The organism is Streptomyces sp. NPDC001056, assembly GCF_053598955.1.
The window spans coordinates 1-23,402 of the sequence record NZ_JBSFLI010000056.1 but is presented as its reverse complement, the minus strand read 5'-3'; the positions used below and the strand labels follow the sequence as shown (position 1 = coordinate 23,402).

Genomic DNA, 23,402 nt, shown 5'->3' with positions numbered 1-23,402 from the left:
ACGGGAACGTGGGATTCCGGGAACCTTTCGGGTTCCCGCCCCGTTTCCGCTCCGTGCACAGTGACATCGCGGTGACAGGGTGTGGCGACGAGCGGGGTGCGGCTACGATGACCGGCACAAGGACGGGCGGCGAAAGGGAGTCGTCCCCTGGGGCGGCGCCCGGTGTACCGCCGGGGCGAGGAGGGCGGGCCATGGTGCAGAAGGCCAAGATCCTCCTGGTCGATGACCGGCCGGAGAATCTGCTGGCGCTGGAGGCCATCCTCTCCGCGCTCGATCAGACGCTGGTGCGGGCATCGAGCGGGGAGGAAGCGCTCAAAGCACTGCTCACGGACGATTTCGCGGTCATTCTGCTGGACGTCCAGATGCCGGGCATGGACGGGTTCGAGACCGCGGCGCACATCAAGCGGCGCGAGCGGACCCGGGACATCCCGATCATCTTCCTCACGGCGATCAACCACGGCCCGCACCACACCTTCCGGGGCTACGCGGCCGGCGCGGTGGACTACATCTCCAAGCCGTTCGACCCCTGGGTGCTGCGCGCCAAGGTCTCGGTGTTCGTCGAGCTGTACATGAAGAACTGCCAGCTGCGCGAGCAGGCTGCGCTGCTGCGGCTCCAGTTGGAGGGCGGCGGCAAGGGCGCGGTCGCCGGCAAGGAGTCGGCCGGACTGCTCGCCGAGCTGTCCGCGCGGCTCGCGGCCGTCGAGGAGCAGGCGGAGGCGCTGTCCAAGCAGCTGGACGACGACTCCGCGGACGCGGCCGCGGTGGCCACGGCGGCCCATCTGGAGCGCAAACTCACCGGATTGCGCCGCGCGCTCGACGCTCTGGAACCGGGCGCCGGCACGGGCGGCCCCGCGGTGTCACCGACCAACTGATCCCCGCCGAAGTGCCGTTGCCCATGAGCCCACGTCAGTTCGGCGCCCCGGCGAGGGCGACACGAACGGGTGAAGCTGTGGGCACACGTGTCCGCTGCCGTCTCCCCCGGTAATCTCACACCCATGGCCTCACGTCCCTCCGCAGCCAAGAAGCAGCCCGCGAAGAAGGCGGCCGCTCCCGCGAAGGGTCCGGCGAAGAAGGCCGCCGCGAAGAAGGCCCCGGCCAGGCAGGCGCCCGCGAAGAAGGCGCCTGCCAGGAAGGCCGCGGCCAAGAAGGTCCCGCCGAAGCCGGCGCCCAGCCCCACCGGGGGCGTGTACCGCCTGGCGCGCGCGCTCTGGCTCGGACTCGCACACGCCGTCGGCGCCGTCTTCCGGGGCATAGGGCAGGGCGCCAGGAACCTCGACCCGGCCCACCGCAAGGACGGCGTCGCGCTGCTGCTGTTCGGCATCGCGCTGATCGTCGCCGCCGGCACCTGGGCCGATCTCAAGGGCCCCGTCGGCGATCTGGTGGAGATCCTGGTCACCGGTGCCTTCGGCCGGCTCGACCTGCTGGTGCCGATACTGCTCGCGGTGATCGCCGTACGGCTCGTCCGGCACCCGGAGAAGCCGGAGGCCAACGGGCGGATCGTGATCGGCCTGTCCGCGCTCCTCATCGGGGTGCTCGGCCAGGTCCACATCGCGTGCGGCTCGCCCGCCCGCGCCGACGGCATGCAGGCCATAAGGGACGCCGGGGGCCTCATCGGCTGGGCGGCGGCCACCCCGCTGACGTACGCCATGACCGAGGTGCTCGCCGTCCCCCTGCTGGTGCTGCTGACCGTCTTCGGGCTGCTCGTGGTGACCGCCACCCCCGTCAACGCCGTCCCGCAGCGGCTGCGCGCCCTCGGGGTGCGCCTGGGCGTGCTGCACGAGCACGGGGCGGAGGAGTTCGACGGGCTCACCGAGGACGACGAGCGCTACGAGGAGCAGTGGCGCGAGGCGCTGCCCGCGCGCTCCCGCAGGCGCCAGGGCGGCCCCGAGGCGTACGACCCCGACGGCGCCGAGGAAGAGGCCCTCTCGCGCCGCCGCGGCCGCCCCAGGCGCTCCGCGGTGCCCCAGCCGGACCCGCAGCGGCGGATGGACGCCGTGGACGTGGCCGCCGCTGCCGCCGCCGCGCTGGACGGCGCGGTGCTGCACGGCATGCCGCCCTCCCCGCTGGTCGCCGACCTCACCCACGGCGTCAGCGTCGGCGACCGCGAGGAGACCACCCCGGTCCCGGCCCCCGAGCCGCCCGCCGCCCCGGCGCCCGAGCCGCCCGCCAGGCCGGTCCCGGCCGCCCGCCCCGGGCAGGGCAAGGGCTCCGTCGTACCCGACCTCACCAAGAAGGCCCCCGACCAGCCCCGCGAGCTGCCCGCGCGCGCCGAGCAGTTGCAGCTGTCCGGGGACATCACCTACTCGCTGCCCGCCCTGGAGCTGCTCCAGCGCGGCGGCCCCGGCAAGGCCCGCAGCGAGGCCAACGACGCCATAGTGGCCTCGCTCACCCAGGTCTTCACCGAGTTCAAGGTCGACGCGGCCGTCACCGGCTTCACCCGCGGCCCGACGGTCACCCGCTACGAGGTCGAACTCGGCCCGGCCGTCAAGGTGGAGCGGATCACCGCGCTCGCCAAGAACATCGCGTACGCGGTCGCCAGCCCGGACGTACGGATCATCAGCCCCATCCCCGGCAAGTCCGCGGTGGGCATCGAGATCCCCAACACCGACCGGGAGATGGTCAACCTCGGCGACGTGCTGCGCCTCGCGGAGTCCGCCGAGGACGACGACCCGATGCTGGTCGCCTTCGGCAAGGACGTCGAGGGCGGCTACGTCATGCACTCGCTGGCCAAGATGCCGCACATGCTGGTCGCCGGCGCCACCGGTTCCGGCAAGTCGTCCTGCATCAACTGCCTGATCACCTCGATCATGATGCGGGCGACCCCGGAGGACGTACGGCTGATCCTGGTCGACCCCAAGCGGGTCGAACTGACCGCCTACGAGGGCATCCCGCACCTGATCACGCCGATCATCACCAACCCCAAGCGGGCCGCCGAGGCGCTTCAGTGGGTCGTGCGCGAGATGGACCTGCGCTACGACGACCTCGCGGCCTACGGCTACCGGCACATCGACGACTTCAACCGCGCCGTGCGCGAGGGGCGGGCCAAGCCGCCGGAGGGCAGCGAGCGCGAGCTGCAGCCGTACCCGTACCTGCTGGTGATCGTGGACGAGCTGGCCGACCTGATGATGGTCGCCCCGCGCGACGTCGAGGACGCGATCGTGCGCATCACCCAGCTCGCGCGCGCGGCCGGCATCCACCTGGTGCTCGCCACCCAGCGCCCCTCCGTCGACGTGGTCACCGGCCTGATCAAGGCCAACGTGCCCTCCCGGCTCGCCTTCGCCACCTCCTCGCTGGCCGACTCCCGCGTCATCCTCGACCAGCCCGGCGCCGAGAAGCTGATCGGCAAGGGCGACGGCCTCTTCCTGCCGATGGGGGCGAACAAGCCGACCCGTATGCAGGGCGCGTTCGTGACCGAGGAGGAGGTCGCGGCGGTCGTCCGGCACTGCAAGGAGCAGATGGCGCCGGTCTTCCGGGAGGACGTCACGGTCGGCGCCAAGCAGAAGAAGGAGATCGACGAGGACATCGGCGACGACCTCGACCTGCTGTGCCAGGCGGCCGAACTCGTCGTCTCCACCCAGTTCGGGTCCACGTCCATGCTCCAGCGCAAGCTGCGCGTCGGCTTCGCCAAGGCCGGCCGGCTGATGGACCTCATGGAGTCCCGCAACATCGTGGGGCCCAGCGAGGGCTCCAAAGCACGTGACGTTCTGGTGAAACCGGACGAACTGGACGGCGTGCTCGCCGTGATTCGAGGCGAGTCCGAGGGATAGTAATAAGAGCCGCCCGGTTCCGCGCGTCGAACACCGGGCAGCCGTCCGTCGTGACGCATCCGTTCCGTCGCGATCGACCGTGCCGTCGTGCTCCGTCCGTGCCCGCCGTGATCCACCCGTTAGAGAGCGGCGGGCAACCGTTTCCCTTTGTCCTACGTCAAGTTGAGCGAGAGGACAGGTAAGCGTCCCACCCTGGGGTATCCGCCTGTCCGGCCATCGGAATGTCGGGCCATTCCGATGGCGTAGAAGTTCGTACCGCCCGGTTGCCCCACCCTTTCGTACCCCCCCTAGACTGAGCTTCCAGCACAGGTGGCTACACGCTCGAAAGGCGCCCCCGTGTCCCTCGGCAACTCCCCTGAAGACGAGCGTCCCTTCCCAGACGAGTCCCAGGAAGCCCGAATCCCCGTGGGCCGCGCCCTCCAGCAGGCGCGGATCGCGGCCGGGCTCACCGTGGACGACGTCAGCAGCGCCACTCGTGTCCGCCTCGCCATCGTGCACGCCATCGAGGCGGACGACTTCGCCCCCTGCGGCGGCGCCGTGTACGCGCGCGGCCACATCCGCACGCTGGCTCGCGCCGTCCACCTCGATCCCGAACCGCTTGTCGCCCGGTACGACGCCGAGCACGGCGGCCGTCCCGCGCCCACCCCTGCCGCACCCCTGTTCGAGGCCGAGCGGATCCGGCCCGAGCGCCGTGGCCCCAACTGGACCGCGGCGATGGTCGCCGCGATCGTCGTCGTGATCGGCTTCGTCGGCTTCACCGCGGTCAAGGGCGGCGACGGCGGAAGCGACTCCAAGTCGGTCGCCGACGGCGCCGCGCCCGCCACCAGCAAGGCGGCCTCGCCCACGCCGACCCGGGACAAGCCCGCCGACCCGACTCCCGAGCCCACCGACAGCGCCATCGCCGCCGCTCCGCAGGACAAGGTCACCGTCCAGGTCAGCGCGCCGGACGGACGCAGCTGGATCTCGGCCAAGGACCACAACGGGCGGATGCTCTTCGACGGCCTGCTGGACAAGGGCCAGTCCAAGACCTTCCAGGACAGCAGCAAGATCAACCTGATCCTCGGTGACGCCGGCGCGATCCAGCTGTACGTCAACGGCAAGAAGATCGAGGACAACTTCCGGCCCGGCGCCGTGGAGCGGCTGACGTACACCAAGGGCGACCCCGTCGCGGGCTGACCCGGCCCGCCGATGTGCCCGCCGACGGGGTCGGCCGAGTTCGGCCAACCCCGTCGACATGGGCCGTCGGTGAGACAAAGTACTCTTGAGCCCATGCCTGAACGCCGTACCGTCGCACTCGTCACTCTCGGCTGCGCCCGTAACGAGGTGGACTCCGAGGAGCTCGCAGGCCGTTTGGAGGCGGACGGCTGGCAGCTTGTCGAGGACGCCGCGGACGCAGACGTCGCCGTCGTCAACACCTGTGGCTTTGTCGAGGCCGCCAAGAAGGACTCCGTCGACGCCCTCCTGGAGGCCAACGACCTCAAGAGCCATGGCAGAACCCAGGCCGTCGTGGCGGTGGGCTGCATGGCCGAGCGGTACGGCAAGGAACTGGCCGAGGCGCTGCCCGAGGCCGACGGCGTGCTCGGCTTCGACGACTACACGGACATCTCCGACCGCCTGCAGACCATCCTCTCCGGCGGCATCCACGCCTCGCACACGCCGCGTGACCGCCGCAAGCTGCTGCCGATCAGCCCGGCCGAGCGCCAGGACTCGGCCGCCTCGGTCGCCCTGCCCGGTCACGGCCCGACCGACCTGCCCGAGGGGGTGGCGCCCGCCTCCGGGCCCCGCGCGCCCCTGCGCCGCCGCCTGGACGGCGCGCCGGTCGCCTCGGTGAAGCTCGCCTCCGGCTGCGACCGACGCTGCTCCTTCTGCGCCATCCCGTCCTTCCGCGGCTCCTTCATCTCCCGCCGCCCCAGCGATGTCCTGGGCGAGTCGCGCTGGCTGGCCGAGCAGGGCGTGAAGGAGATCATGCTGGTCTCCGAGAACAACACGTCGTACGGCAAGGACCTCGGCGACATCCGCCTGCTGGAGTCGCTGCTGCCCGAACTGGCCGGGATCGACGGCATCGAGCGGGTCCGGGTGAGCTACCTCCAGCCGGCCGAGATGCGCCCCGGCCTGATCGACGTGCTCACCTCGACGCCCAAGATCGCGCCGTACTTCGACCTGTCCTTCCAGCACTCCGCGCCCGGCGTGCTGCGCGCCATGCGCCGCTTCGGCGACACCGACCGCTTCCTGGAGCTGCTCGACACCATCCGCTCCAAGGCCCCCGAGGCCGGTGTGCGCTCCAACTTCATCGTCGGCTTCCCCGGCGAGAGCGAGGCGGACCTCGCCGAACTGGAGCGCTTCCTGACCGGCGCCCGCCTGGACGCCATCGGCGTCTTCGGTTACTCCGACGAGGAGGGCACCGAGGCGGCGACCTACGACGACAAGCTGGACGAGGACGTCGTCGCCGAGCGCCTGGCGCACATCTCCCGGCTCGCCGAGGAACTGGTCTCGCAGCGCGCCGAGGAGCGCGTCGGCGAGAGCGTGCACGTCCTGGTCGAATCGGTGGACGACGAGGAGGGCGTGTACGGCCGCGCCGCGCACCAGGCGCCCGAGACCGACGGCCAGGTGCTGCTCACGAGCGGCGAGGGCCTCGTCGTGGGACGTATGGTCGAGGCGAAGGTGGTCGGTACGGAGGGTGTCGACCTGGTGGCCGAGCCGCTGACCGGCTCGCCCGCGTGGAGTGAGGAGGCGGGCAGATGACCGGAGTCCCGGCTTCCGCCGCGGGCGGCTCCTCCGGCGCGCAGGGCGCCCGGGGCAGCGCCGCCGCTGCCGACGGCGTTGCGTCCGAGGTCTCCGGTTCCGCATCCGCATCCGCATCCGCTCCCGGCGCCGGCACGACGGGCGAGGGGAGGCCCGCGCGCGGGGGCAAGATCACGGCTGCGGCGGTCAACCAGGCGAGCGTATGGAATGTCGCCAATCTGCTGACCATGCTCCGGCTGGTCCTGGTGCCCGGCTTCGTGGCGCTGATGCTGGCGGGCGGCGGCTACGACCCGGCCTGGCGCTCGCTGGCCTGGGCGGCCTTCGCCATCGCCATGATCACCGACCTGTTCGACGGTCATCTGGCGCGCACCTACAACCTGGTCACCGACTTCGGCAAGATCGCCGACCCGATCGCCGACAAGGCGATCATGGGCGCGGCGCTGATCTGTCTGTCCTCCCTCGGCGATCTGCCGTGGTGGGTGACGGTCGTCATCCTCGGCCGGGAACTCGGCATCACCCTGATGCGTTTTCTGGTCATTCGCTACGGCGTGATCCCGGCCAGCCGCGGCGGCAAGCTGAAGACCCTCACACAGGGCGTGGCCGTCGGCATGTATGTGCTGGCGCTGACCGGGTGGCTGGCCACGCTGCGGTTCTGGGTGATGGCCGCGGCGGTCGTCCTGACCGTCGTCACCGGTCTCGACTATGTAAGACAGGCCATTGTGCTGCGCAGGCAGGGAATCGCCGAGCGCACGGCGGCGTTGGAGGAGACGGAAGCGTGAGTTCCCCGGCCGCCGAACTGGTGCGACTACTGACAGTGAGGGGCGAGACCCTCGCGGTCGCCGAGTCGCTCACGGGTGGCCTGGTCGCGGCGGAGATCACCGCGGTGCCCGGAGCGTCCAAGGTGTTCCGGGGCTCGGTGACCGCCTACGCCACCGAGCTCAAGCACCGGCTGCTGGGCGTCGACGCGGCTCTGCTGGAGCGGCGCGGCGCGGTGGACCCGCAGGTCGCGGCTCAGATGGCGGCCGGGGTGCGGAAGGCCCTCGGTGCCGACTGGGGCATCGCGACCACCGGGGTCGCAGGCCCCGACCCGCAGGACGGCCAGCCCGTCGGCACGGTCTTCGTGGCCGCCGACGGACCGCTGACGGCCCTCGCGCCCTCCGCCGGTGGCGGAAAAGTGGAGGCCCTGCGGTTGAACGGCAGCCGTGCGGAAATCCGTAGGGAGAGTGTACGGAGCGTACTCGCACTGCTCCTGGAGCGGATTGCGGGCGAACAGTCTGGGAATGAACGGGCACAGGATACGGAACGGAACGGGGGGTTTTGATGTTTGCAGCCCTGAGTGAACACGACATCGCTCCCCGCACGGCCGCAGCGCGAGGCGGTACGGTGGGGCGAGAAGGATGCGGCTACGCGGTCCGAGGAGGGAGCCACCGATGATTCTGCTCCGTCGCCTGCTGGGTGACGTGCTGCGTCGGCAGCGCCAACGCCAGGGCCGTACTCTGCGCGAAGTCTCCTCGTCCGCCCGAGTCTCACTCGGCTATCTCTCCGAGGTGGAGCGGGGGCAGAAGGAGGCTTCCTCCGAGCTGCTCTCCGCCATCTGCGACGCGCTGGACGTACGGATGTCGGAACTCATGCGAGAGGTGAGCGACGAACTGGCGCTCGCCGAGCTGGCCCAGTCCGCCGCGGCCACCGAGCCCGTGCCCACGCCGGTCCGTCCGATGCTGGGTTCCGTCTCGGTGACCGGTGTGCCACCGGAACGGGTGACCATCAAGGCGCCCGCGAAGGCGGTGGACGTGGTCGCCGCCTGAGGTACGCGGCGGCACGAACGACAGACCTGCGCGAAGCCCCGGCCGGGCTTCTCGGAACCGATCCGAGGAGTGTGGCCGGGGCTTCGTGCCGCGTGTCCGGGCTGTATCGTCCGTCCGTCGATGCGTCCGTTTGCCGGGGTCGGGTGGGCCGGTCATGGTGGAGGGACGTGACGGCCGCGAGGGCCGCCGGACCGCCGGAGGAAGCGGATGTACGTCGTGAAGAGCCCGTTGGCCGACGCGGCCCTGAAGACCGTGGCCGAGGCGCTGCAGGGCGCCCTCGTCGATCTGGTGGACCTGTCCCTGGTCGCCAAGCAGATCCACTGGAACGTGGTCGGGCCCCGCTTCCGCTCCATCCACCTCCAGCTGGACGAGGTCGTCGCCTCCGCCCGCACCCACTCCGACACGGTGGCCGAACGCGCCTCCGCGCTGGGCGTCCCGCCCGACGGCCGCGCCGCCACGGTGTCCTCCAGCAGCGGCATCAAGACCACTCCCTCCGGCTGGATCAAGGACGGGGACGCGGTGGGGACGATGGTGGACGCTCTCGGCTCCGTCATCACCCGGATGCGGGAGCGCGTGCACGCGACCGAGCAGCCGGACCCGGTGTCCCAGGACATCTTCATCCAGATCACCGCCGACCTGGAGAAGCATCACTGGATGTTCCAGGCGGAGAACGCGTAGCGGCTGCCGGTGCCGCCGGGGCGGGTGGGCGTCCGGCGTCCGGCGGGAGGTGGTGGGCATGACGGGGCGGGCGGTGCGCCGGGCGGTGGCGCTGGGATGCGGCGCGGTGTGGTGGTGGGCGGTGCTGAGGCTCGCCCTGGGGCAGGGTACGGGCGTGCTGGAAGCGGCGGTCGCGGCCGGCGGATGGGGTCTGAGCGTGCTGCCGGTGCACTGTGCGCCCGAGGGGAGGGCGGCGGGGGTCCTGCCCCCGGGACGCTGGGCGGCGGCGTGGCGGGGCGGAGAGGCCCACGGGAGGTCACCGCGGGCGTGTTCGGGCGGGGTGCGTTCGCGTGAGGCGTGTCCGGACGGAGGGTGTCCGGGCGGGGCGTGCCCGGACGGGGTGCGCTCGGACGGGGCGGGTTCGGGTGGAGTGTGCGCGGGTGGGGTGCCCGGCCCGTCGTGAACGTCGGCCGGTGCCCGACCGACCCCGGGTGAGCCGTCAGGTGGGAGTACGGCGGTACCGCTCGCGCCAGTGCTGGGGCGCGCCCGGCGCCGGGGCCGGGCCGGTCTGGCAGGTCGGGCACCAGTAGGTGGGGCGTTCCTGGGAGCCGTCGCCCTGGTCGGCGACGCGGACCGGGGTGCGGCAGCGCAGACAGGGGCGGGGCGCGCGGCCGTACACGAACAGGTCGTGCCGGTGCAGGCCCGTGGTCTGGCGGACCGGGCGGTCGCGGTTGGACTCCAGCAGCCGGTGGGCGAGGCCGGGCAGCTTCTCGGCGCGGTCCGCGGGGAGCGCGCCGACGGGCAGCCAGGGGGTGGCGCCGAGCAGGAAGCACAGCTCGCTCTTGTAGACGTTGCCGATCCCGGCCAGATTGCGCTGGTCCAGAAGGGCCTCGCCGAGGGAGCGGGCGGGGTCCGTGAGCAGATTGGCGAGGGCGCGCTCCGGGTCCCAGTCGGGGCCGAGCAGATCGGGCCCGAGGTGGCCGACCACGCGCTCCTCCTCGGTGCTGCGCAGCAGTTCGAGCACCTGGAGGCGGTATCCGACGGCTGTGCGGTCGACGGTGCCGAGGACGGCGCGGATCTGGTGCCCCGGCCCGCCACGCCAGCGCTCGTCCGTGCCGTACACCTTCCACGCGCCCTCCATGCGCAGATGCGTGTGCAGGGTCAGGCCGCCCTCGAACCGGGTGAGCAGGTGTTTGCCGCGAGGGACGGTGCTCAGCACCCGGCGGCCGGTGAGGTCGACCGTGGCGTACTTCGGCACCCGGAAGTCACTGCGGGTCAGCGCCTTGCCCGCGAGCGCCTCGTGCAGCCGCTGGGCGGCCTGCCAGACCGTGTCACCTTCGGGCATGGGTCAAGGGTGCCACGGCGGGGGCCGGAGCGGGGGCGCAGAGGGGTGGGCGGGAGCCTGGGGAGAGGGGGTGGGGAGGGGGCGGCGAGGAGGGCGAGAGGGGGCGGGCGTGAGGTGCGTCGGTGGCGAGGGTGCGGAGGAGGCCGCGAGGTGGGGCGGGCGGCACGGGGTGTCGGCGGGGTGGGCGCGGAGCGGCGGGCGGCGCGGGGGAGTCGGCGGTGCCGGAGGGCGAGCGCCGGAGGGGTAGGGGAACGAGGGGGCGTCCTCGGCGTGTGCCGTGTGCTGCTGCGTCGGAGGTACGGCGGTGCGGCGGCGGTGTGGGCCGGGCCGGGGCGGTGGTCGCGGAGTCGCCGGGCGCACCGTCGTCTCACGCCCTCAGACGCAGGCCCCGGGGGGTCGCCACGAAGCCCGCCGCTTCCAGGAGGGTGCCTATGGGGGAGGTCAGGGCCTGGGCGCCGTTGATCCGCTCGACGGTGACGGTGCCGAGGGAACCGGCCCGCGCGGCGGCGGCCAGGGCCTCGGCGGCCGTACGCAGCCGGGGGTCGTCCGTGGCCCCGGTGTCCGGGGCGACCGGCCAGGCCAGGAGCGTCTTGCCACCGCGCTCCATGTACAGGGTCAGCTCGCCCTCCACCAGCACGACCAGGGAACCCGCCTTGCGGCCCGGCTTGTGTCCGGCGCCGGTCGGCGGCTCGGGCCAGGACAGCGCCGCGCCGTAGGCGTTCGCCGGGTCGGCCGCGGCGAGGACGACGGCACGGGGGTCGGGGGAGCGGTCCCTGCCGGGGCTCTGGTACGTCCCCCGGGCCCCGCGTGGGCCGGGGCCGGTGGAGCCGCCGCCCCGGGGGCCGCCGTAGCCGGGGGCGGAGAAGGGGTCGGCGAGGTCGCGGGGCGAGACGTGACCGCCGGGGTCGCCGGGCGGGCCGGCCGGAGGCCAGGTGAAGTCGCCGTCGAGACCGGGGTGGGCGAAGCCCGCGTCGGTGTCGGAAGCGGGGTGGCCGTGCGGGCCGCCGTCGGTGCCCGGGAAGCCGTTCGGATCGGTCGATCCGGGCGCGGCGAAGCCGTCGGCCGGGGACGGCAGGGACTCGCCCCGGTCGCGGGCGTTGGACACCGCGCGCAGCCGGTCCACCGCGCCGTCCATGGCGAACTGGGCCGCGCCGAGTCCCTCGACCACGTAACCGCGTCGGGCCTGGCCGCTGTCCTCGAAGGCGGAGAGCACCCGGTACACCGCCGAGAAGCCGCCCTCGACGCCCTCCGTGGTGACCGCTCCCCGGGTCACCACGCCGTGCCGGTCCAGCAGGGTGCGGGCCAGCGCGTGCGCGCGCACGGTGGGGTCCGGCTCGGCCACGGGCAGCAGGGACCAGCGGCCCGCGACGGTCGGCGGGCCGGTGCGGGAGGCCGTACGGGCCGCTGCCGTCAGGGAGCCGTATCGCCCGCGCGGCACCGCGCGCCTGGCACGGTGGGCGGTCGAACCCGCCGTACGGCCCGAGCCCAGCAGGGAGCGCATCGGCGCCAGCGTGTCGTTGGTGAGCCGGCCCGACCACGCCAGGTCCCAGAGGGCGTCGGCCAGTTGGGGATCGGTCGCCTCGGGGTGCGTGGTGGCGCGGACCTGGTCGGCGATCTGCCGGAAGAAGAGGCCGTAGCCGCCGGACAGCGCGTCCAGGACGGACTGGTGGAGCGCGGTCGGCTCCAGCGGATGCGGTGCCGGGAGCAACAGCGGTGCCGCGTCCGCCAGATAGAGGGAGACCCAGCCGTCCTTGCCGGGCAGGGCGCCCGCGCCGGCCCACACCACCTCGCCGGCCGCGGTCAGCTCGTCCAGCATCGACGGCGTGTAGTTCGCCACCCGGGACGGCAGCACCAGCTTCTCCAGCGCGGAGGCGGGCACGGAGGCGCCCTGCAACTGCTCGACGGCGCGCACCAGTCCGTCGACGCCGCGCAGGCCGTGCCCTTTGCCGATGTGCTGCCACTGGGGGAGGAACTGGGCGAACGCGGCGGGCGGTACGGGCTCCAGCTCGTGCCGCAGAGCCGCCAGGGAGCGGCGGCGCAGCCGCCGTAGCACCGTGGCGTCGCACCACTCCTGGCCGATGCCCGCCGGATGGAACTCGCCCTGCACGACCCGGCCGCTCGCGGCGAGCCGCTGGAGGGCGCCGTCGGTGATCGCCACGCCCAGGCCGAAGCGGTCGGCCGCGGTGGCCGAGGTGAACGGGCCGTGCGTACGGGCGTACCGCGCGAGGAGGTCGCCCAGCGGGTCCTTGACCGGTTCGGTGAAGGCCTCGGGGACGCCGACGGGCAGCGCGGTGCCGAGCGCGTCACGCAGCCGGCCCGCGTCCTCGATCGCCGCCCAGTGGTCGGCGCCGGCGATCCGGACCTTGATCGCCCGGCGCGCCCCGGCCAGCTCCCGCACCCAGTGCGGATCCGCGCCCCGCGCCACCAACTCGGCCTCGGTGAGCGGGCCGAGCAGCCGCAGCACGTCGGCGACGCCCTCCACGTCCTTGATCCGGCGGTCCTCGGTGAGCCACTGGAGTTCGCGCTCCAGCTCGGTCAGCACCTCGGCGTCGAGGAGTTCGCGCAGCTCCGCCTGGCCCAGCAGCTCGGCCAGCAGCCGGGAGTCCAGGGAGAGCGCGGCGGCTCTGCGCTCGGCCAGCGGGGAGTCGCCCTCGTACAGGAACTGGGCGACGTACCCGAACAGGAGGGAGCGGGCGAAGGGGGACGGCTCCGGGGTGGTGACCTCGACCAGGCGCACCTTGCGGGACTCGATGTCGCCCATCAGCTCGGCCAGGCCGGGCACGTCGAAGACGTCCTGGAGGCATTCGCGGACGGCCTCCAGGACGATCGGGAAGGAGCCGAACTCGCTCGCCACCTGGAGCAGTTGGGCCGCGCGCTGGCGCTGCTGCCACAGCGGGGTGCGCTTGCCCGGATTGCGGCGCGGCAGCAGCAGGGCGCGCGCGGCGCACTCGCGGAACCGGGAGGCGAACAGGGCCGAGCCGCCGACCTGGTCGGTGACCACCTGGTCGACCTCGCCCTTGTCGAAGACGACATCGGCCGCGCCGACGGGCGCCTGCTCGCTGTCGTACTCCGTGCCCGCCTTCATGGGCTCCTGGTCGAGCAGGTCGAGGCTCATCAGGTCGGCGTCGGGCAGGCGCAGCACGATGCCGTCGTCGGCGTGCATGACCTGCGCGTCCATGCCGTACCGCTCGGACAGCCGGGCGCCGAGCGCGAGGGCCCAGGGGGCGTGCACCTGGGCGCCGAAGGGGGAGTGCACGACGACCCGCCAGTCGCCCAGTTCGTCGCGGAAGCGCTCCACGACGATCGTGCGGTCGTCCGGGACATGGCCGCAGGCCTCGCGCTGTTCGCGCAGATACGCCAGTACGTTGTCCGCCGCCCACGTGTCCAGGCCCGCGGCGAGCAGCCGCAGCCGGGCGTCGTCCTCGGGCAGCGAGCCGACCTCGCGCAGGAACGCGCCCACCGCGCGGCCCAGTTCGAGCGGGCGCCCCAGCTGGTCGCCCTTCCAGAACGGCAGCCGGCCCGGCACGCCCGGCGCGGGGGAGACCAGGACCCGGTCGCGGGTGATGTCCTCGATGCGCCAGGAGCTGGTGCCCAGCGTGAAGACGTCGCCCACCCGGGACTCGTAGACCATCTCCTCGTCCAGCTCACCGACCCGGCCGCCCCCCTTCTTGGGGTCGGACCCGGCGAGGAAGACCCCGAACAGGCCCCGGTCCGGGATGGTGCCGCCGGAGGTGACGGCCAGCCGCTGGGCGCCCGGTCGGCCGGTGATGGTGCCGGCCACCCGGTCCCACACCACACGGGGGCGCAGCTCGGCGAACGCGTCCGACGGGTAGCGGCCCGCGAGCATGTCGAGGACCGCGGTGAAAGCCGACTCCGGGAGCGAGGCGAAGGGGGCCGCGCGGCGCACCATGGCCAGCAGGTCGTCGAACTGCCAGGTGTCCAGTGCCGTCATGGCCACGAGCTGCTGGGCGAGGACGTCCAGCGGGTTCGCGGGCACCTTCAGGGACTCGATGGCGCCCGTGCGCATCCGCTCGGTCACCACGGCCGCCTGCACCAGGTCGCCCCGGTACTTGGGGAAGACGACGCCGGTGGAGACGGCGCCCACCTGGTGCCCGGCGCGGCCGACGCGTTGCAGCCCGGAGGCCACCGAGGGCGGGGACTCCACCTGGACGACGAGATCGACGGCGCCCATGTCGATGCCCAGCTCCAGGCTGGAGGTGGCGACCACGGCGGGCAGCCGGCCCGCCTTCAGGTCCTCCTCGACCAGTGCGCGCTGCTCCTTGGACACCGAGCCGTGGTGGGCGCGGGCGATCACCGGGGGCGCGCCCTGGGCCGCGCCCGAGCCGCCCATCAGCTGGGCCGGCGAGTGGTGCTCGGCCAGCGGCTCGCCCGTGGCGCGCTCGTACGCGATCTCGTTGAGCCGGTTGCACAGGCGCTCCGCGAGGCGTCGGGAGTTGGCGAAGACGATGGTGGAGCGGTGCGACTGGACCAGGTCGGCGATCCGCTCCTCCACATGCGGCCAGATCGAGGGCCGCTCCCCGCCGTCGGCCGCGTCGGTGGCCGGGGAGCCGCCCAGCTCGCCCATGTCCTCGATCGGCACGACCACGGAGAGGTCGAACTCCTTGCCGGACTCCGGCTGGACGATCTCCACCTTGCGGCGCGGCGAGAGATAGCGGGCGATCTCGCCCACCGGGCGCACGGTCGCCGACAGGCCGATCCGCCGGGCCGGCTTCGGCAGCAGCTCGTCGAGGCGCTCCAGGGAGAGCGCGAGATGCGCGCCGCGCTTGGTGCCCGCGACCGCGTGCACCTCGTCCAGGATCACCGTCTCCACGCCGGTGAGCGCGTCGCGGGTGGCCGAGGTCAGCATCAGGAAGAGCGACTCGGGGGTGGTGATCAGGATGTCCGGCGGGCGCGTGGACAGGGCGCGGCGCTCGGCGGCCGGGGTGTCGCCGGAGCGGATGCCGACCTTGACCTCGGGCTCGGGCAGGCCGAGGCGCACGGACTCCTGGCGGATACCGGTCAGCGGGCTGCGCAGATTGCGTTCGACGTCGACCGCGAGGGCCTTCAGCGGGGAGACGTACAGCACCCGGCAGCGCTTCCTCGGGTCGGCCGGGGGTGGGGTCGAGGCCAGCTGGTCGAGGGCGGCGAGGAACGCGGCCAGGGTCTTGCCGGAGCCGGTCGGCGCGACCACCAGCACGTCCGAACCCGCCTGGATGGCCTGCCATGCGCCCGCCTGGGCCGCGGTGGGCGCGGAGAACGCCCCCGTGAACCAGCCGCGGGTCGCGGGGGAGAAGCCGTCGAGGGCTCGGTGTGCGGAGCTGACCATGCGTCCATCCTGCACCCGACCACTGACAATCGTGCTGACCTGGGCAAATGCCGCGCACCCGCGAGCGGGCGAGGGACGGGACGCGGACGGCCCGGCGGACAATGGACCCATGGCAGGCACGGCTGGACGGCAGGAGGACCGCCCGTCCCGCGACCCGGCGCGCCGACCGGTGGAGCGGGCGCGGCACTGGCGCTACGAGGAGTTGCCCGGCGTCGACCTGCTGCGCGCCCGGTACGTCCACAAGACCTTCGTGCGGCACACCCACGAGAACTTCGTGATCGCCGCCATCGCCGACGGTGTCGAGGTGTTCCATCACGGCGGCTCCGACGTGTCCGCGGGCGCGGGCGCCCTCGCGCTGGTCAACCCGGACACCCCGCACACCGGCCGGGCCGGGGTCCCGGAGGGCTGGCGGTACGGCGCGGTCTACCCCTCGCCCGAGGTGGTGGCGGGGATCGCGGCGGAGACCACGACGCTGCGCGGCACGCCCGGTTTCGTCAGCCCCGTCCTCGACGACCCCGCCACCGTCCGTCTCGTGCACGAGGTGCTGCGCGCCGCCGAGGAGGGCAACGCGCTGGCCGCCGACACAGTGCTGCGGGTCGCCGTGACCCGGCTGCTCCGGCTGAACGGCGGACCGCTGCCCGAGCGGCGGCCGCGCACGGCCGGGGCCCGGATCGCGGCCCGCGCGCGGGCCGCGCTGGAAGAGCGCATGGCCGAGCCGCCGACCCTGGAACGGCTCGCCGACGACCTCGGGACCAGCCCGTTCGCGCTCCTGCGGGCCTTCCGCGACAGCTACGGCATGCCGCCGCACACCTGGCTGACCGACGCCCGGGTACGCCGCGCGCGACTCCTGCTGGACACCGGGATACGGCCCGCCGAGGCGGCCGTCGCCGTCGGCTTCACCGACCAGCCGCACCTCAACCGGCACTTCGCCCGCATCGTCGGCGTGCCTCCGGGCGCGTACCAGCGGGAGCGCGGTGGCACGGGCGGGCGCGGGAGCGCGGACATACGGGAGCGCAAGAACGTACAAGACTCGGACTGACGTTTGCCCGTACAGTCCCGGCGTGGCACAGCAGACAACAGCACCAGCGGACATGGCCGACGGCGTGGCCAAGCCGGACGCGGCCGTCGTACGGGACGCCCTCGGGGTCGGCGTCGCCGTGGGCCTGTCCGGGTTCGCCTTCGGGGTGACCTCGGCCGGCAGCGGACTCGGACTCCTCCAGACCTGCGCTCTCAGCCTCCTGGTGTTCACGGGCGCCTCCCAGTTCGCCCTGGTCGGAGCGCTCGCCGCCGGGGGCAGCCCGTACACCGCCGCGGCCGGTGCCTTCTTCCTGGGTGTGCGCAACGCGTTCTACGGGCTGCGTCTGTCGCAGCTCCTCGCCCTTCCGCGCGCGGTACGGCCTTTCGCCGCCCAGTGGGTGATCGACGAGACCACGGCGGTCACCCTGGCGCAGCCCACCCGGCGCGCCGCGCGGATCGGCTTCACGGTCACCGGGCTCACCCTCTACGTGCTGTGGAACCTCACCACCCTGCTCGGCGCCCTGGGCGCCAAGGCCATCGGGGACACGCGCGCGTGGGGCCTGGACGCGGCCGGTCCCGCGGTGTTCCTGGCCCTGCTCGCGCCGATGCTGAAGTCGGCCACCGAGCGCGCCGTCGCGGGCCTCGCGGTGCTGCTGGGCCTCGGTCTGCTGCCCGTCCTGCCGGCCGGTGTGCCGGTCCTGGTGGCGGCGCTGGCCGCGCCGGTCGCCCTGTTCGTGTCGGGACGGAAGGCCATGGAGAAGGCCGCGGAGAACGCCACGGAGAAGGCCGACGAGAAGGCCGACGAGAAGGCCGCGGAGAAGACCGCGGAGAACGCCACGGAGGAACGCCGGTGAACACCTGGATCGCGATCGGCCTGACCGTGCTCGGCTGTTACGCCGTCAAGCTCGCGGGCCTGCTGGTGCCGGCCCACGTCATCGAACGACCGCTCGTGCGGCGGCTCGCCGCCCTGCTGCCCGTCGCCCTCCTCGCCGCGCTCACCGCACAGCAGACGTTCGCCCAGGGGCACGCGCTCGTGCTGGACGCCAGGGCCGCGGGGCTCGGCGCGGCCGCGGTGGCGCTCGTGCTGCGCGCGCCGTTCCTGGTGGTCGTCGCGGCGGCCGTGGTGGTGACGGCGGGCGTGCGGGCCCTCGGCGGCTGAGCCTTGTGCGCCGGGTGAGCCGGGTGCACCGGGTTTGAGGCGGGTCAGCCCACAAAGCGGCCGTACGCCCGCAGGGTGCACAGCGCCTCGATCGTCGCCATGGAGCGCGCTTCGAGCGCGGGGACCGGCGCCCACTGACGCCGCCGGATCGGCCAGCCGCCGTCCACCCGCTGTCCGGCGGCCAGGTGATCGAGGGAACGCGCCATCTCGTCGTCGGTGAACCAGGCGCGCGCGAGGGAGGCGGGACTCCTGGCGAAGTCGTGCGGGAAGTGGTGCTCGTCGGGGGCGTGGCCGGGCGCTGCCGGACGGGCGTCGAGCCGGTCGGGGTCCAGCACCGCGAGCCCCTGCCTCCGTACCAGGCGGCCGAGCCGGTCCGCGGCGGCCTGCGCGCGCGGGCGGTCGGGAACGGCGTCCAGGAAGGCGACGGCGGCCTGCACCTCGTAAGGATGCGCCTCCTCCAGGGTCTCCACGGTCTGCCAGCAGAAGTCGGTGGCCCGGAACAGCCAGGCGTGCCACACCTCGTTGCGGTGCAGGAGCCCCACCACGGGGCCGGTGGCCAGCAGCGACCCGTGGGAGTCCCCCCGGCCGGGCACGCCGGAGGCGGCGGGGAGCTCGTCGACGACCGGCGTCGCGGGATAGCCGTGCGCACTCGGGTGGACCGTCGGCAGCGCGCCGTCCGCCGTCGAGACGGAGGTCAGATACCGGCACACCCGCTCCACCCGCTGCCCGCCGCACCGTCCGACGGCGTCCAGGACGCGCAGCGCGTGAGCGGTGTGCAGGGGCTGGCTGACGGGGCCGCGCAGATCGGGCTCCAGGGCGTGCCCGTACCCGCCGTCCTCGTTGCGATAGGCGTTGAGCGCCACCTCCACCGCGTCCGGGGTGCCACGCAGGAAGTGGTACGCGAAGAGGCGCTGCTCCAGCACGCGCGCGGTGAGCCACACGAACTGCTCGGCGCTGAAGAGCGGGGAGCGCGCCGGGGGCGTGCAGGGGAGTGGGAAAGCTCCGGTTTCTGCCATGCGTCAGACCGTAGGACGGAATACGCCCGTGGCAAGTGGTCCCGGGCGGGCCCCACTCTCAGGGGCGGGATACCGGATTCACGCGGTTGACGGTCCTCCGGAAGCGGACGGCCCGCGCTTCTCGGAGCGCGCCTGCCGCCGGTCTCCGCCCGGCGCGGTCCTGACAGGGCGAGGCGGGGTCGTTCATTGCCCGGTTCCGGCAGTCCGCACTCGGACTCAAGCCAGGGCGAAGTAGCGCAGCCACACGTAGACCAGGGAGACGCTCACGGTCGCGGCGGTCACGATCAGGCCGTACCTGGTGAACTGCCAGAAGGAGATGGGCTGGCGGTTGCGCTCGGCGATGCCGAGGACCACGACGTTCGCGGAGGCGCCGATCGCGGTGGCGTTGCCGCCGAGGTCGGCGCCGAGCGCGAGGGCCCACCACAGCACGTGCCCGTTGCCGCCCATGTCGTGCACGAGACCGCTGGTGATGGGCGCCATGGTGGCGACGTAGGGGATGTTGTCGACGACGCCCGACAGCACCGCCGAACCGCCGAGCAGGGTCAGGCTCCCGCCCAGCTCGTTCCCGCCGATCAGGTCGGCCAGCGTGCGGGAGATCTCGCCGACGACTCCGGTGTCGATGAGCCCTCCGATCATGATGAACAGGCCGGCGAAGAAGGCGAGCGTGGGCCACTCCACCTCCGCCAGGACGTCGTTGGTCTCCACGCGGGAGACGGCGACCAGCAGTCCCGCGCCGAGCAGGGCGACGACGCTGGGCTGGTAGTGCAGCACCGGGTGCAGCACGAAGCCGGCCACGACCAGGGTCAGCACGATCAGCCCCTGCACCATCAGCCGCCGGTCCGTGATGGCCTCGCGTTCCTCCAGCGCCATGATCTCGTCGGCGCGTTCCTCGTCGTAGACGAACGACGAGCGGAACATCACCCGGCACAGCACGAGGAGGACGGCCACCAGGACGGCGGTCAGGGGGGCGAGGTGGACGAGGAAGTCGTTGAAGGTCAGGCCGGCCCGGCTGCCGATGATGATGTTCGGCGGATCGCCGACCAGGGTCGCTATGCCACCGATGTTCGAGGCCATCACCTCGGCGATCAGGAAGGGCGCCGATGCCAGTGCGAGGCGCTCGCACACCAGCAGGGTCACCGGGGCGACCAGCAGCACGGTGGTGACGTTGTCCAGCAGCGCGGAGGCCGTCGCCGTGATGACGACGAGCATGGCCATGACCCGGAAGGGTTTGGCTCTGGCCTTCTTGACCGCCCAGATCGCCAGGTACTCGAACATGCCGGTCTTCTTCAGCACGCCGACGATCGTCATCATGCCCATCAGCAGGAAGACGACGTTCCAGTCGATACCGGAGTCCTCCGAGTAGAAGGCGGAGACGTCGTCGGTGGCGCCGATCGCCAGCATCAGGCCCGCGCCGCCGAGGGCCACGGCGACGCGGTGGATCTTTTCACTGATGATCAGGGCGTACGCGCCGACGAACACGGCGATCGCCGCCCAGCTGTGCCAGTCGTTCACGGTCCTCCAGCCGTTCCATCGGCCTCGGCGGCCGTCATCGGGGCAGTGTCAGCCGTCATCGGGGCAGTGTCAGGGGCATCGCCGACCCCGGGAACGCCGGCGAGTCCCTCGAACCGAAGACGCGGGCGACGGGCACGTCGGGGGAGCCGTGCGCGATGACCGGGAAGGCGGCGCACAGCCCGTCGAGAGCACGGTGAAGTACGGGTCGGCGTGGGTGAGGTGGCAGGCGGCGCAGAGGAGGATCCCGGTCGCCGGCGGCAGCAGGGGCTGGAGCATGCCCGGCGCCCAACAGCCGGAAGCGGACCAGGGCGTTGACGATCAGCGGCAGGAAGGGGGCGGCCGGCCCCGTGAACACGAACACCGCGACGAGCGCCATTGGCCGAGCCCCCGATCGGAAGAGAGAGAACTGTCCCCTTCTCGCCGACCAGGCTTCCCGGCACACCAGGGGGAACCTTACTCGCTCTTGATGCGCCTTTGACAGCTTGCTTATGCGCGGCCGCGGGACGCCGGCACTGCCGGATTCCGGCAGTATCGCGCGGTCGAGGGTCCGGCACGGCTCCCAGCGGCCGGACCATGAGCAAGGGAGCGCCACGGTGGTTCGCGCCAGGCCGCTCCTACGGGGCGGCGAGCAGCAGCCGCTCCAGCAGGTGGGCTGCCGTGATCACGCCGAGCAGCCGGTTGCCGTTCCCGTCGTGCTCGGCGACCGCCACCAGCGGACTGCGGACCCGGGCCATCAGCGCGGCGACCTCCAGCGCGGTCGCGTCGGGTTCGGCCACCGGAGGCGCGGGAACGGTCTTGGCCAGGCAGTCGCGGACGGTACGTCCCTTCAGTGCCTGGCTCAGCCGGTCGGCGTGGCGCTCGTCCACCACCGCGGCCAGCGCGGGGTCCTCCAGCACGTAGGCCGGCACCAGGAGCTTGACCATCTGCGAGGCCGGGAGGATCGCCCTCGGCGCCCCGGCCTCGTCCACGACGAGCAGGGCCGGAAGCCGCTGTTCCGCCATCAGCCGCGCCGCCGCCGTCGCGTCGGTGTCGACGCTCACGGTCTCGTACTCCACTGCCAGGTCACGTGCCCGCACGGTCGGCTCCAGGTCCGTTGTGTCTCCGGCCGCCATTGTGGGACATCGCGTGGACGCCGAGCACGAACCCGTAGGCGGGGACGGCGAAGAGCCGCCCCGACAGCGGCACCGCGTGCTCCGCGCGGGGACCCGGCGTCCGCTGCCCCGACGCGGCGCGCTGGTGGTTCGGCGGCCGTTTCGCGTTCATGGCGCCGGTCCGTACTCCTCCCGCCCCGCCCCGCCCCGCCGCGTGCCGGCGTGCTCCCTCCCAGGGCCCACCGCCGCAGGCGAGGTCGATCCGGGAGGGGGCGCGGCCCGCGCCCGCGCCCCCGGCCACCCGCCCGCGCGGTCGCCCCCGAAGACCTACCGGGCCGCGATCACCGTGGGGCGCGTCCCATCTCCGTGCTGAAGACGGCCGGGTCGCTGTCGAAGCCCCGGATCGTCGGGCGCAGTTCCCAGGCCCCGTCGGTGCCCCGGGTGAACTCGGCGACCGTCGCGGCCGTCGCGTCGGAGACCTGGGCGAAGTCGTCCGCCATCAGCTGCCGGTAGCCCTCGACGACGACCACCCCGGCGTGGGAGATGTCGCCGAAGGTCCGGGGCCCGTCGTTCTGGTGGATGGCCACACCGACCACCACCCGCCCGTAGGCGGAGGACAGCCGCTCGAACTCCAGCACCATCACCTCGACGTACCCGAAGCCCATTCCGGTCTGGCTGTGCCGGAGCATGTTGATGGTGCCGTCCGGCGAACGGCTGTCGTAGTGCACGACGTACACCGGCTGCCCGTAGGGGGCGTCCACCGCGTAGGTCGCGGCGATGATGTCGAGATGCCGAGGCGCCTCCCCGTACGGACTCGGGTCCCACTTGAGCCGTACCTCGACCTTGCCGAGGCCCGTGCCGCCACCGCTCACCGTGCCGTTCCCCCTCAGTAGACGCCGCGAGACCGTCTCGCAGGTGAAGTATGCGTTCTGAACGGCTTTTTGACGCCTCCCCAGCGGATTCGTCCCCCGACGGAGGCCGTGGGCGCGCTGCCCGCCGACCGGTGCGAGCACGGCGTCCCGGACGGGACGCGAACCGGTCACGGCACGAGCACGGCAGCCTGTGTCCCGGCACGCCGGGACAGCTCAGTGCCCGGGTCCTCCGAGGACGTCGGACGCCGGTGGTCGCGCGGCGAACCGGTCTCCGACCGCCGCGGACCGCGATCCCGTTCGTCCACGGGCACAGCACAGGCATCGGTGCGCCGCGCCGGCCGACGTGGCGGCTCCAGGGCGTCGACGCGCGCGTCCCCGGTGGCGCGGCCCGTTTTGCCCTGGCCCACCACGAGTTGACGGAACGTCACCCGGCTGCCCGGCCGGACACCGCGACGCGCCTTGCCACCGCCTCCGACACGGCACGGGAGCCGCGCCGACACATCACGGGGCGAGGCGCGGTCCGGCTCCGCCGTACGTACCGGGTCCGCCGGACGCCGGTCTGCCCGTGCCGTCTCTCTCGTCTCTCCGTCCGGTCATGCCTCGAAGCGGTAGCCCATGCCCGGCTCGGTGATCAGATAGCGGGGATGCGAGGGGTCCGCCTCCAGCTTGCGACGCAGCTGGGCCATGTAGACCCGCAGGTAGTTGGTCTTGTTGCCCTGGACGACACCCCACACCTCCTGCAACAGGTGCCGTTGGGTGATCAGCCGGCCGGGGTTGGTCACCAGGATCTCCAGCAGATGCCATTCGGTGGGGGTCAGCCGGACGTCGCGGCCGGCCCTGGTCGCCTTCTTCAGGCGGCCCGCAGGTTGATCACGAGAGCGCGTACGAGCTGCGGGGCGTCCTCCACCACCAGCACCCGGGTCATCGGTGCGCGGCCTTCCTCTTGTCGGCGGTATCCGTGCTGTCGTCGTGGCGACGGTGGCGGGGAGTCGGCGGGCCGCGGACGGCCGGAGCGGCGAGGGCGGAGCGATGGCGCATTCCTCGATCGGCTTCGACCTCACCGTGACGAGTCTGTTTCTGCCGCTGATCACAG

General features: G+C 73.0%; 18 protein-coding genes and 1 pseudogene. 11 read left to right on the top strand and 8 right to left on the bottom strand.

Annotated features, from left to right (window positions below; translation table 11 throughout):
- Nucleotides 1-191 precede the first annotated feature (191 nt).
- The 8 genes from ACWDD7_RS35730 (at nucleotide 192) to ACWDD7_RS35695 (ending at nucleotide 8,992) form a co-directional block, all read left to right on the top strand.
- Complete coding sequence (locus ACWDD7_RS35730) at nucleotides 192-872, top strand: response regulator (RefSeq protein WP_450460463.1); 681 nt, start codon at nucleotides 192-194, stop codon at nucleotides 870-872.
- Nucleotides 873-995: 123 nt separating this feature from the next.
- Nucleotides 996-3,767 (top strand): DNA translocase FtsK, encoded by a 2,772-nt coding sequence (locus ACWDD7_RS35725; RefSeq protein WP_450460462.1) that lies wholly within the window; start codon nucleotides 996-998, stop codon nucleotides 3,765-3,767.
- A gap of 336 nt (nucleotides 3,768-4,103) precedes the next feature.
- Nucleotides 4,104-4,943, top strand: a complete 840-nt coding sequence (locus tag ACWDD7_RS35720) for a helix-turn-helix domain-containing protein (RefSeq protein WP_392216744.1) — start codon at nucleotides 4,104-4,106, stop codon at nucleotides 4,941-4,943.
- Between the two features lie 93 nt (nucleotides 4,944-5,036).
- Nucleotides 5,037-6,509 (top strand): 30S ribosomal protein S12 methylthiotransferase RimO, encoded by a 1,473-nt coding sequence (gene rimO, locus ACWDD7_RS35715; RefSeq protein WP_392216745.1) that lies wholly within the window; start codon nucleotides 5,037-5,039, stop codon nucleotides 6,507-6,509.
- Entirely contained in the window at nucleotides 6,506-7,288 is a 783-nt protein-coding gene (pgsA, locus tag ACWDD7_RS35710; RefSeq protein WP_450460461.1) for a CDP-diacylglycerol--glycerol-3-phosphate 3-phosphatidyltransferase, read from the top strand. Before rimO ends, pgsA begins: the two co-directional genes overlap by 4 nt.
- Nucleotides 7,285-7,830 (top strand): CinA family protein, encoded by a 546-nt coding sequence (locus tag ACWDD7_RS35705; protein WP_351869740.1) that lies wholly within the window; start codon nucleotides 7,285-7,287, stop codon nucleotides 7,828-7,830. The genes pgsA and ACWDD7_RS35705 overlap by 4 nt, the downstream gene beginning before the upstream one ends.
- Nucleotides 7,831-7,939: 109 nt before the next feature.
- On the top strand, nucleotides 7,940-8,314 hold the full coding sequence (locus ACWDD7_RS35700; RefSeq protein WP_070026017.1) for a helix-turn-helix domain-containing protein: 375 nt from the start codon (nucleotides 7,940-7,942) through the stop codon (nucleotides 8,312-8,314).
- A 207-nt stretch (nucleotides 8,315-8,521) separates the two neighbouring features.
- Nucleotides 8,522-8,992 (top strand): Dps family protein, encoded by a 471-nt coding sequence (locus tag ACWDD7_RS35695; RefSeq protein ID WP_351869744.1) that lies wholly within the window; start codon nucleotides 8,522-8,524, stop codon nucleotides 8,990-8,992.
- A 478-nt stretch (nucleotides 8,993-9,470) separates the two neighbouring features.
- On the opposite strand, the gene ACWDD7_RS35690 is transcribed toward ACWDD7_RS35695, so the two are convergent.
- On the bottom strand, nucleotides 9,471-10,316 hold the full coding sequence (locus ACWDD7_RS35690) for an Fpg/Nei family DNA glycosylase (RefSeq protein WP_450460460.1): 846 nt from the start codon (nucleotides 10,314-10,316) through the stop codon (nucleotides 9,471-9,473).
- Nucleotides 10,317-10,683: 367 nt separating this feature from the next.
- Nucleotides 10,684-15,642: an ATP-dependent helicase gene (locus ACWDD7_RS35685; protein ID WP_450460459.1), complete on the bottom strand. Its 4,959-nt coding sequence runs from the start codon at nucleotides 15,640-15,642 to the stop codon at nucleotides 10,684-10,686.
- Between the two features lie 109 nt (nucleotides 15,643-15,751).
- Between ACWDD7_RS35685 and ACWDD7_RS35680 the strand changes: the two genes are divergently transcribed.
- From ACWDD7_RS35680 to ACWDD7_RS35670, 3 genes are read left to right on the top strand one after another with little or no spacing between them, the layout of a single operon-like run.
- Nucleotides 15,752-16,681, top strand: coding sequence for an AraC family transcriptional regulator (locus ACWDD7_RS35680; RefSeq protein ID WP_351869755.1), 930 nt, complete (start codon nucleotides 15,752-15,754; stop codon nucleotides 16,679-16,681).
- 52 nt (nucleotides 16,682-16,733) lie between these two features.
- Nucleotides 16,734-17,513: an AzlC family ABC transporter permease gene (locus tag ACWDD7_RS35675; RefSeq protein WP_450460466.1), complete on the top strand. Its 780-nt coding sequence runs from the start codon at nucleotides 16,734-16,736 to the stop codon at nucleotides 17,511-17,513.
- On the top strand, nucleotides 17,510-17,818 hold the full coding sequence (locus tag ACWDD7_RS35670; RefSeq protein WP_285562895.1) for an AzlD domain-containing protein: 309 nt from the start codon (nucleotides 17,510-17,512) through the stop codon (nucleotides 17,816-17,818). The genes ACWDD7_RS35675 and ACWDD7_RS35670 overlap by 4 nt, the downstream gene beginning before the upstream one ends.
- A gap of 44 nt (nucleotides 17,819-17,862) precedes the next feature.
- Here ACWDD7_RS35670 and ACWDD7_RS35665 read toward each other — a convergent pair whose 3' ends face one another.
- The 6 genes and pseudogenes from ACWDD7_RS35665 to ACWDD7_RS35640 all read right to left on the bottom strand — a co-directional run.
- Nucleotides 17,863-18,834 (bottom strand): hypothetical protein, encoded by a 972-nt coding sequence (locus tag ACWDD7_RS35665; RefSeq protein ID WP_351869762.1) that lies wholly within the window; start codon nucleotides 18,832-18,834, stop codon nucleotides 17,863-17,865.
- A 216-nt stretch (nucleotides 18,835-19,050) separates the two neighbouring features.
- Nucleotides 19,051-20,346, bottom strand: a complete 1,296-nt coding sequence (locus ACWDD7_RS35660; RefSeq protein WP_450460458.1) for an ArsB/NhaD family transporter — start codon at nucleotides 20,344-20,346, stop codon at nucleotides 19,051-19,053.
- Nucleotides 20,347-20,960: 614 nt separating this feature from the next.
- Complete coding sequence (locus tag ACWDD7_RS35655) at nucleotides 20,961-21,422, bottom strand: CBS domain-containing protein (RefSeq protein ID WP_351869771.1); 462 nt, start codon at nucleotides 21,420-21,422, stop codon at nucleotides 20,961-20,963.
- A complete protein-coding gene (locus ACWDD7_RS35650) occupies nucleotides 21,409-21,609 on the bottom strand; it encodes a hypothetical protein (RefSeq protein WP_450460457.1) in 201 nt (66 codons plus the stop codon). Before ACWDD7_RS35650 ends, ACWDD7_RS35655 begins: the two co-directional genes overlap by 14 nt.
- Before the next feature lie 169 nt (nucleotides 21,610-21,778).
- Nucleotides 21,779-22,309 (bottom strand): TerD family protein, encoded by a 531-nt coding sequence (locus tag ACWDD7_RS35645; RefSeq protein WP_450460456.1) that lies wholly within the window; start codon nucleotides 22,307-22,309, stop codon nucleotides 21,779-21,781.
- Nucleotides 22,310-22,902: 593 nt separating this feature from the next.
- A pseudogene (locus tag ACWDD7_RS35640) lies at nucleotides 22,903-23,160 on the bottom strand (winged helix-turn-helix domain-containing protein); the annotation flags it as partial.
- Nucleotides 23,161-23,402 lie beyond the last annotated feature (242 nt).

Coding starts and splice junctions, on each gene's coding strand:
- ACWDD7_RS35725 (WP_450460462.1), top strand. CDS start 996: ATGGCCTCACGTCCCTCCGCAGCCAAGAAGCAGCCCGCGAAGAAGGCG.
- ACWDD7_RS35685 (WP_450460459.1), bottom strand. CDS start 15,642: ATGGTCAGCTCCGCACACCGAGCCCTCGACGGCTTCTCCCCCGCGACC.
- ACWDD7_RS35665 (WP_351869762.1), bottom strand. CDS start 18,834: ATGGCAGAAACCGGAGCTTTCCCACTCCCCTGCACGCCCCCGGCGCGC.
- ACWDD7_RS35650 (WP_450460457.1), bottom strand. CDS start 21,609: ATGAACGCGAAACGGCCGCCGAACCACCAGCGCGCCGCGTCGGGGCAG.
- ACWDD7_RS35730 (WP_450460463.1), top strand. CDS start 192: ATGGTGCAGAAGGCCAAGATCCTCCTGGTCGATGACCGGCCGGAGAAT.
- ACWDD7_RS35695 (WP_351869744.1), top strand. CDS start 8,522: ATGTACGTCGTGAAGAGCCCGTTGGCCGACGCGGCCCTGAAGACCGTG.
- ACWDD7_RS35700 (WP_070026017.1), top strand. CDS start 7,940: ATGATTCTGCTCCGTCGCCTGCTGGGTGACGTGCTGCGTCGGCAGCGC.
- ACWDD7_RS35690 (WP_450460460.1), bottom strand. CDS start 10,316: ATGCCCGAAGGTGACACGGTCTGGCAGGCCGCCCAGCGGCTGCACGAG.
- ACWDD7_RS35675 (WP_450460466.1), top strand. CDS start 16,734: ATGGCCGACGGCGTGGCCAAGCCGGACGCGGCCGTCGTACGGGACGCC.
- ACWDD7_RS35680 (WP_351869755.1), top strand. CDS start 15,752: ATGGCAGGCACGGCTGGACGGCAGGAGGACCGCCCGTCCCGCGACCCG.
- rimO (WP_392216745.1), top strand. CDS start 5,037: ATGCCTGAACGCCGTACCGTCGCACTCGTCACTCTCGGCTGCGCCCGT.
- pgsA (WP_450460461.1), top strand. CDS start 6,506: ATGACCGGAGTCCCGGCTTCCGCCGCGGGCGGCTCCTCCGGCGCGCAG.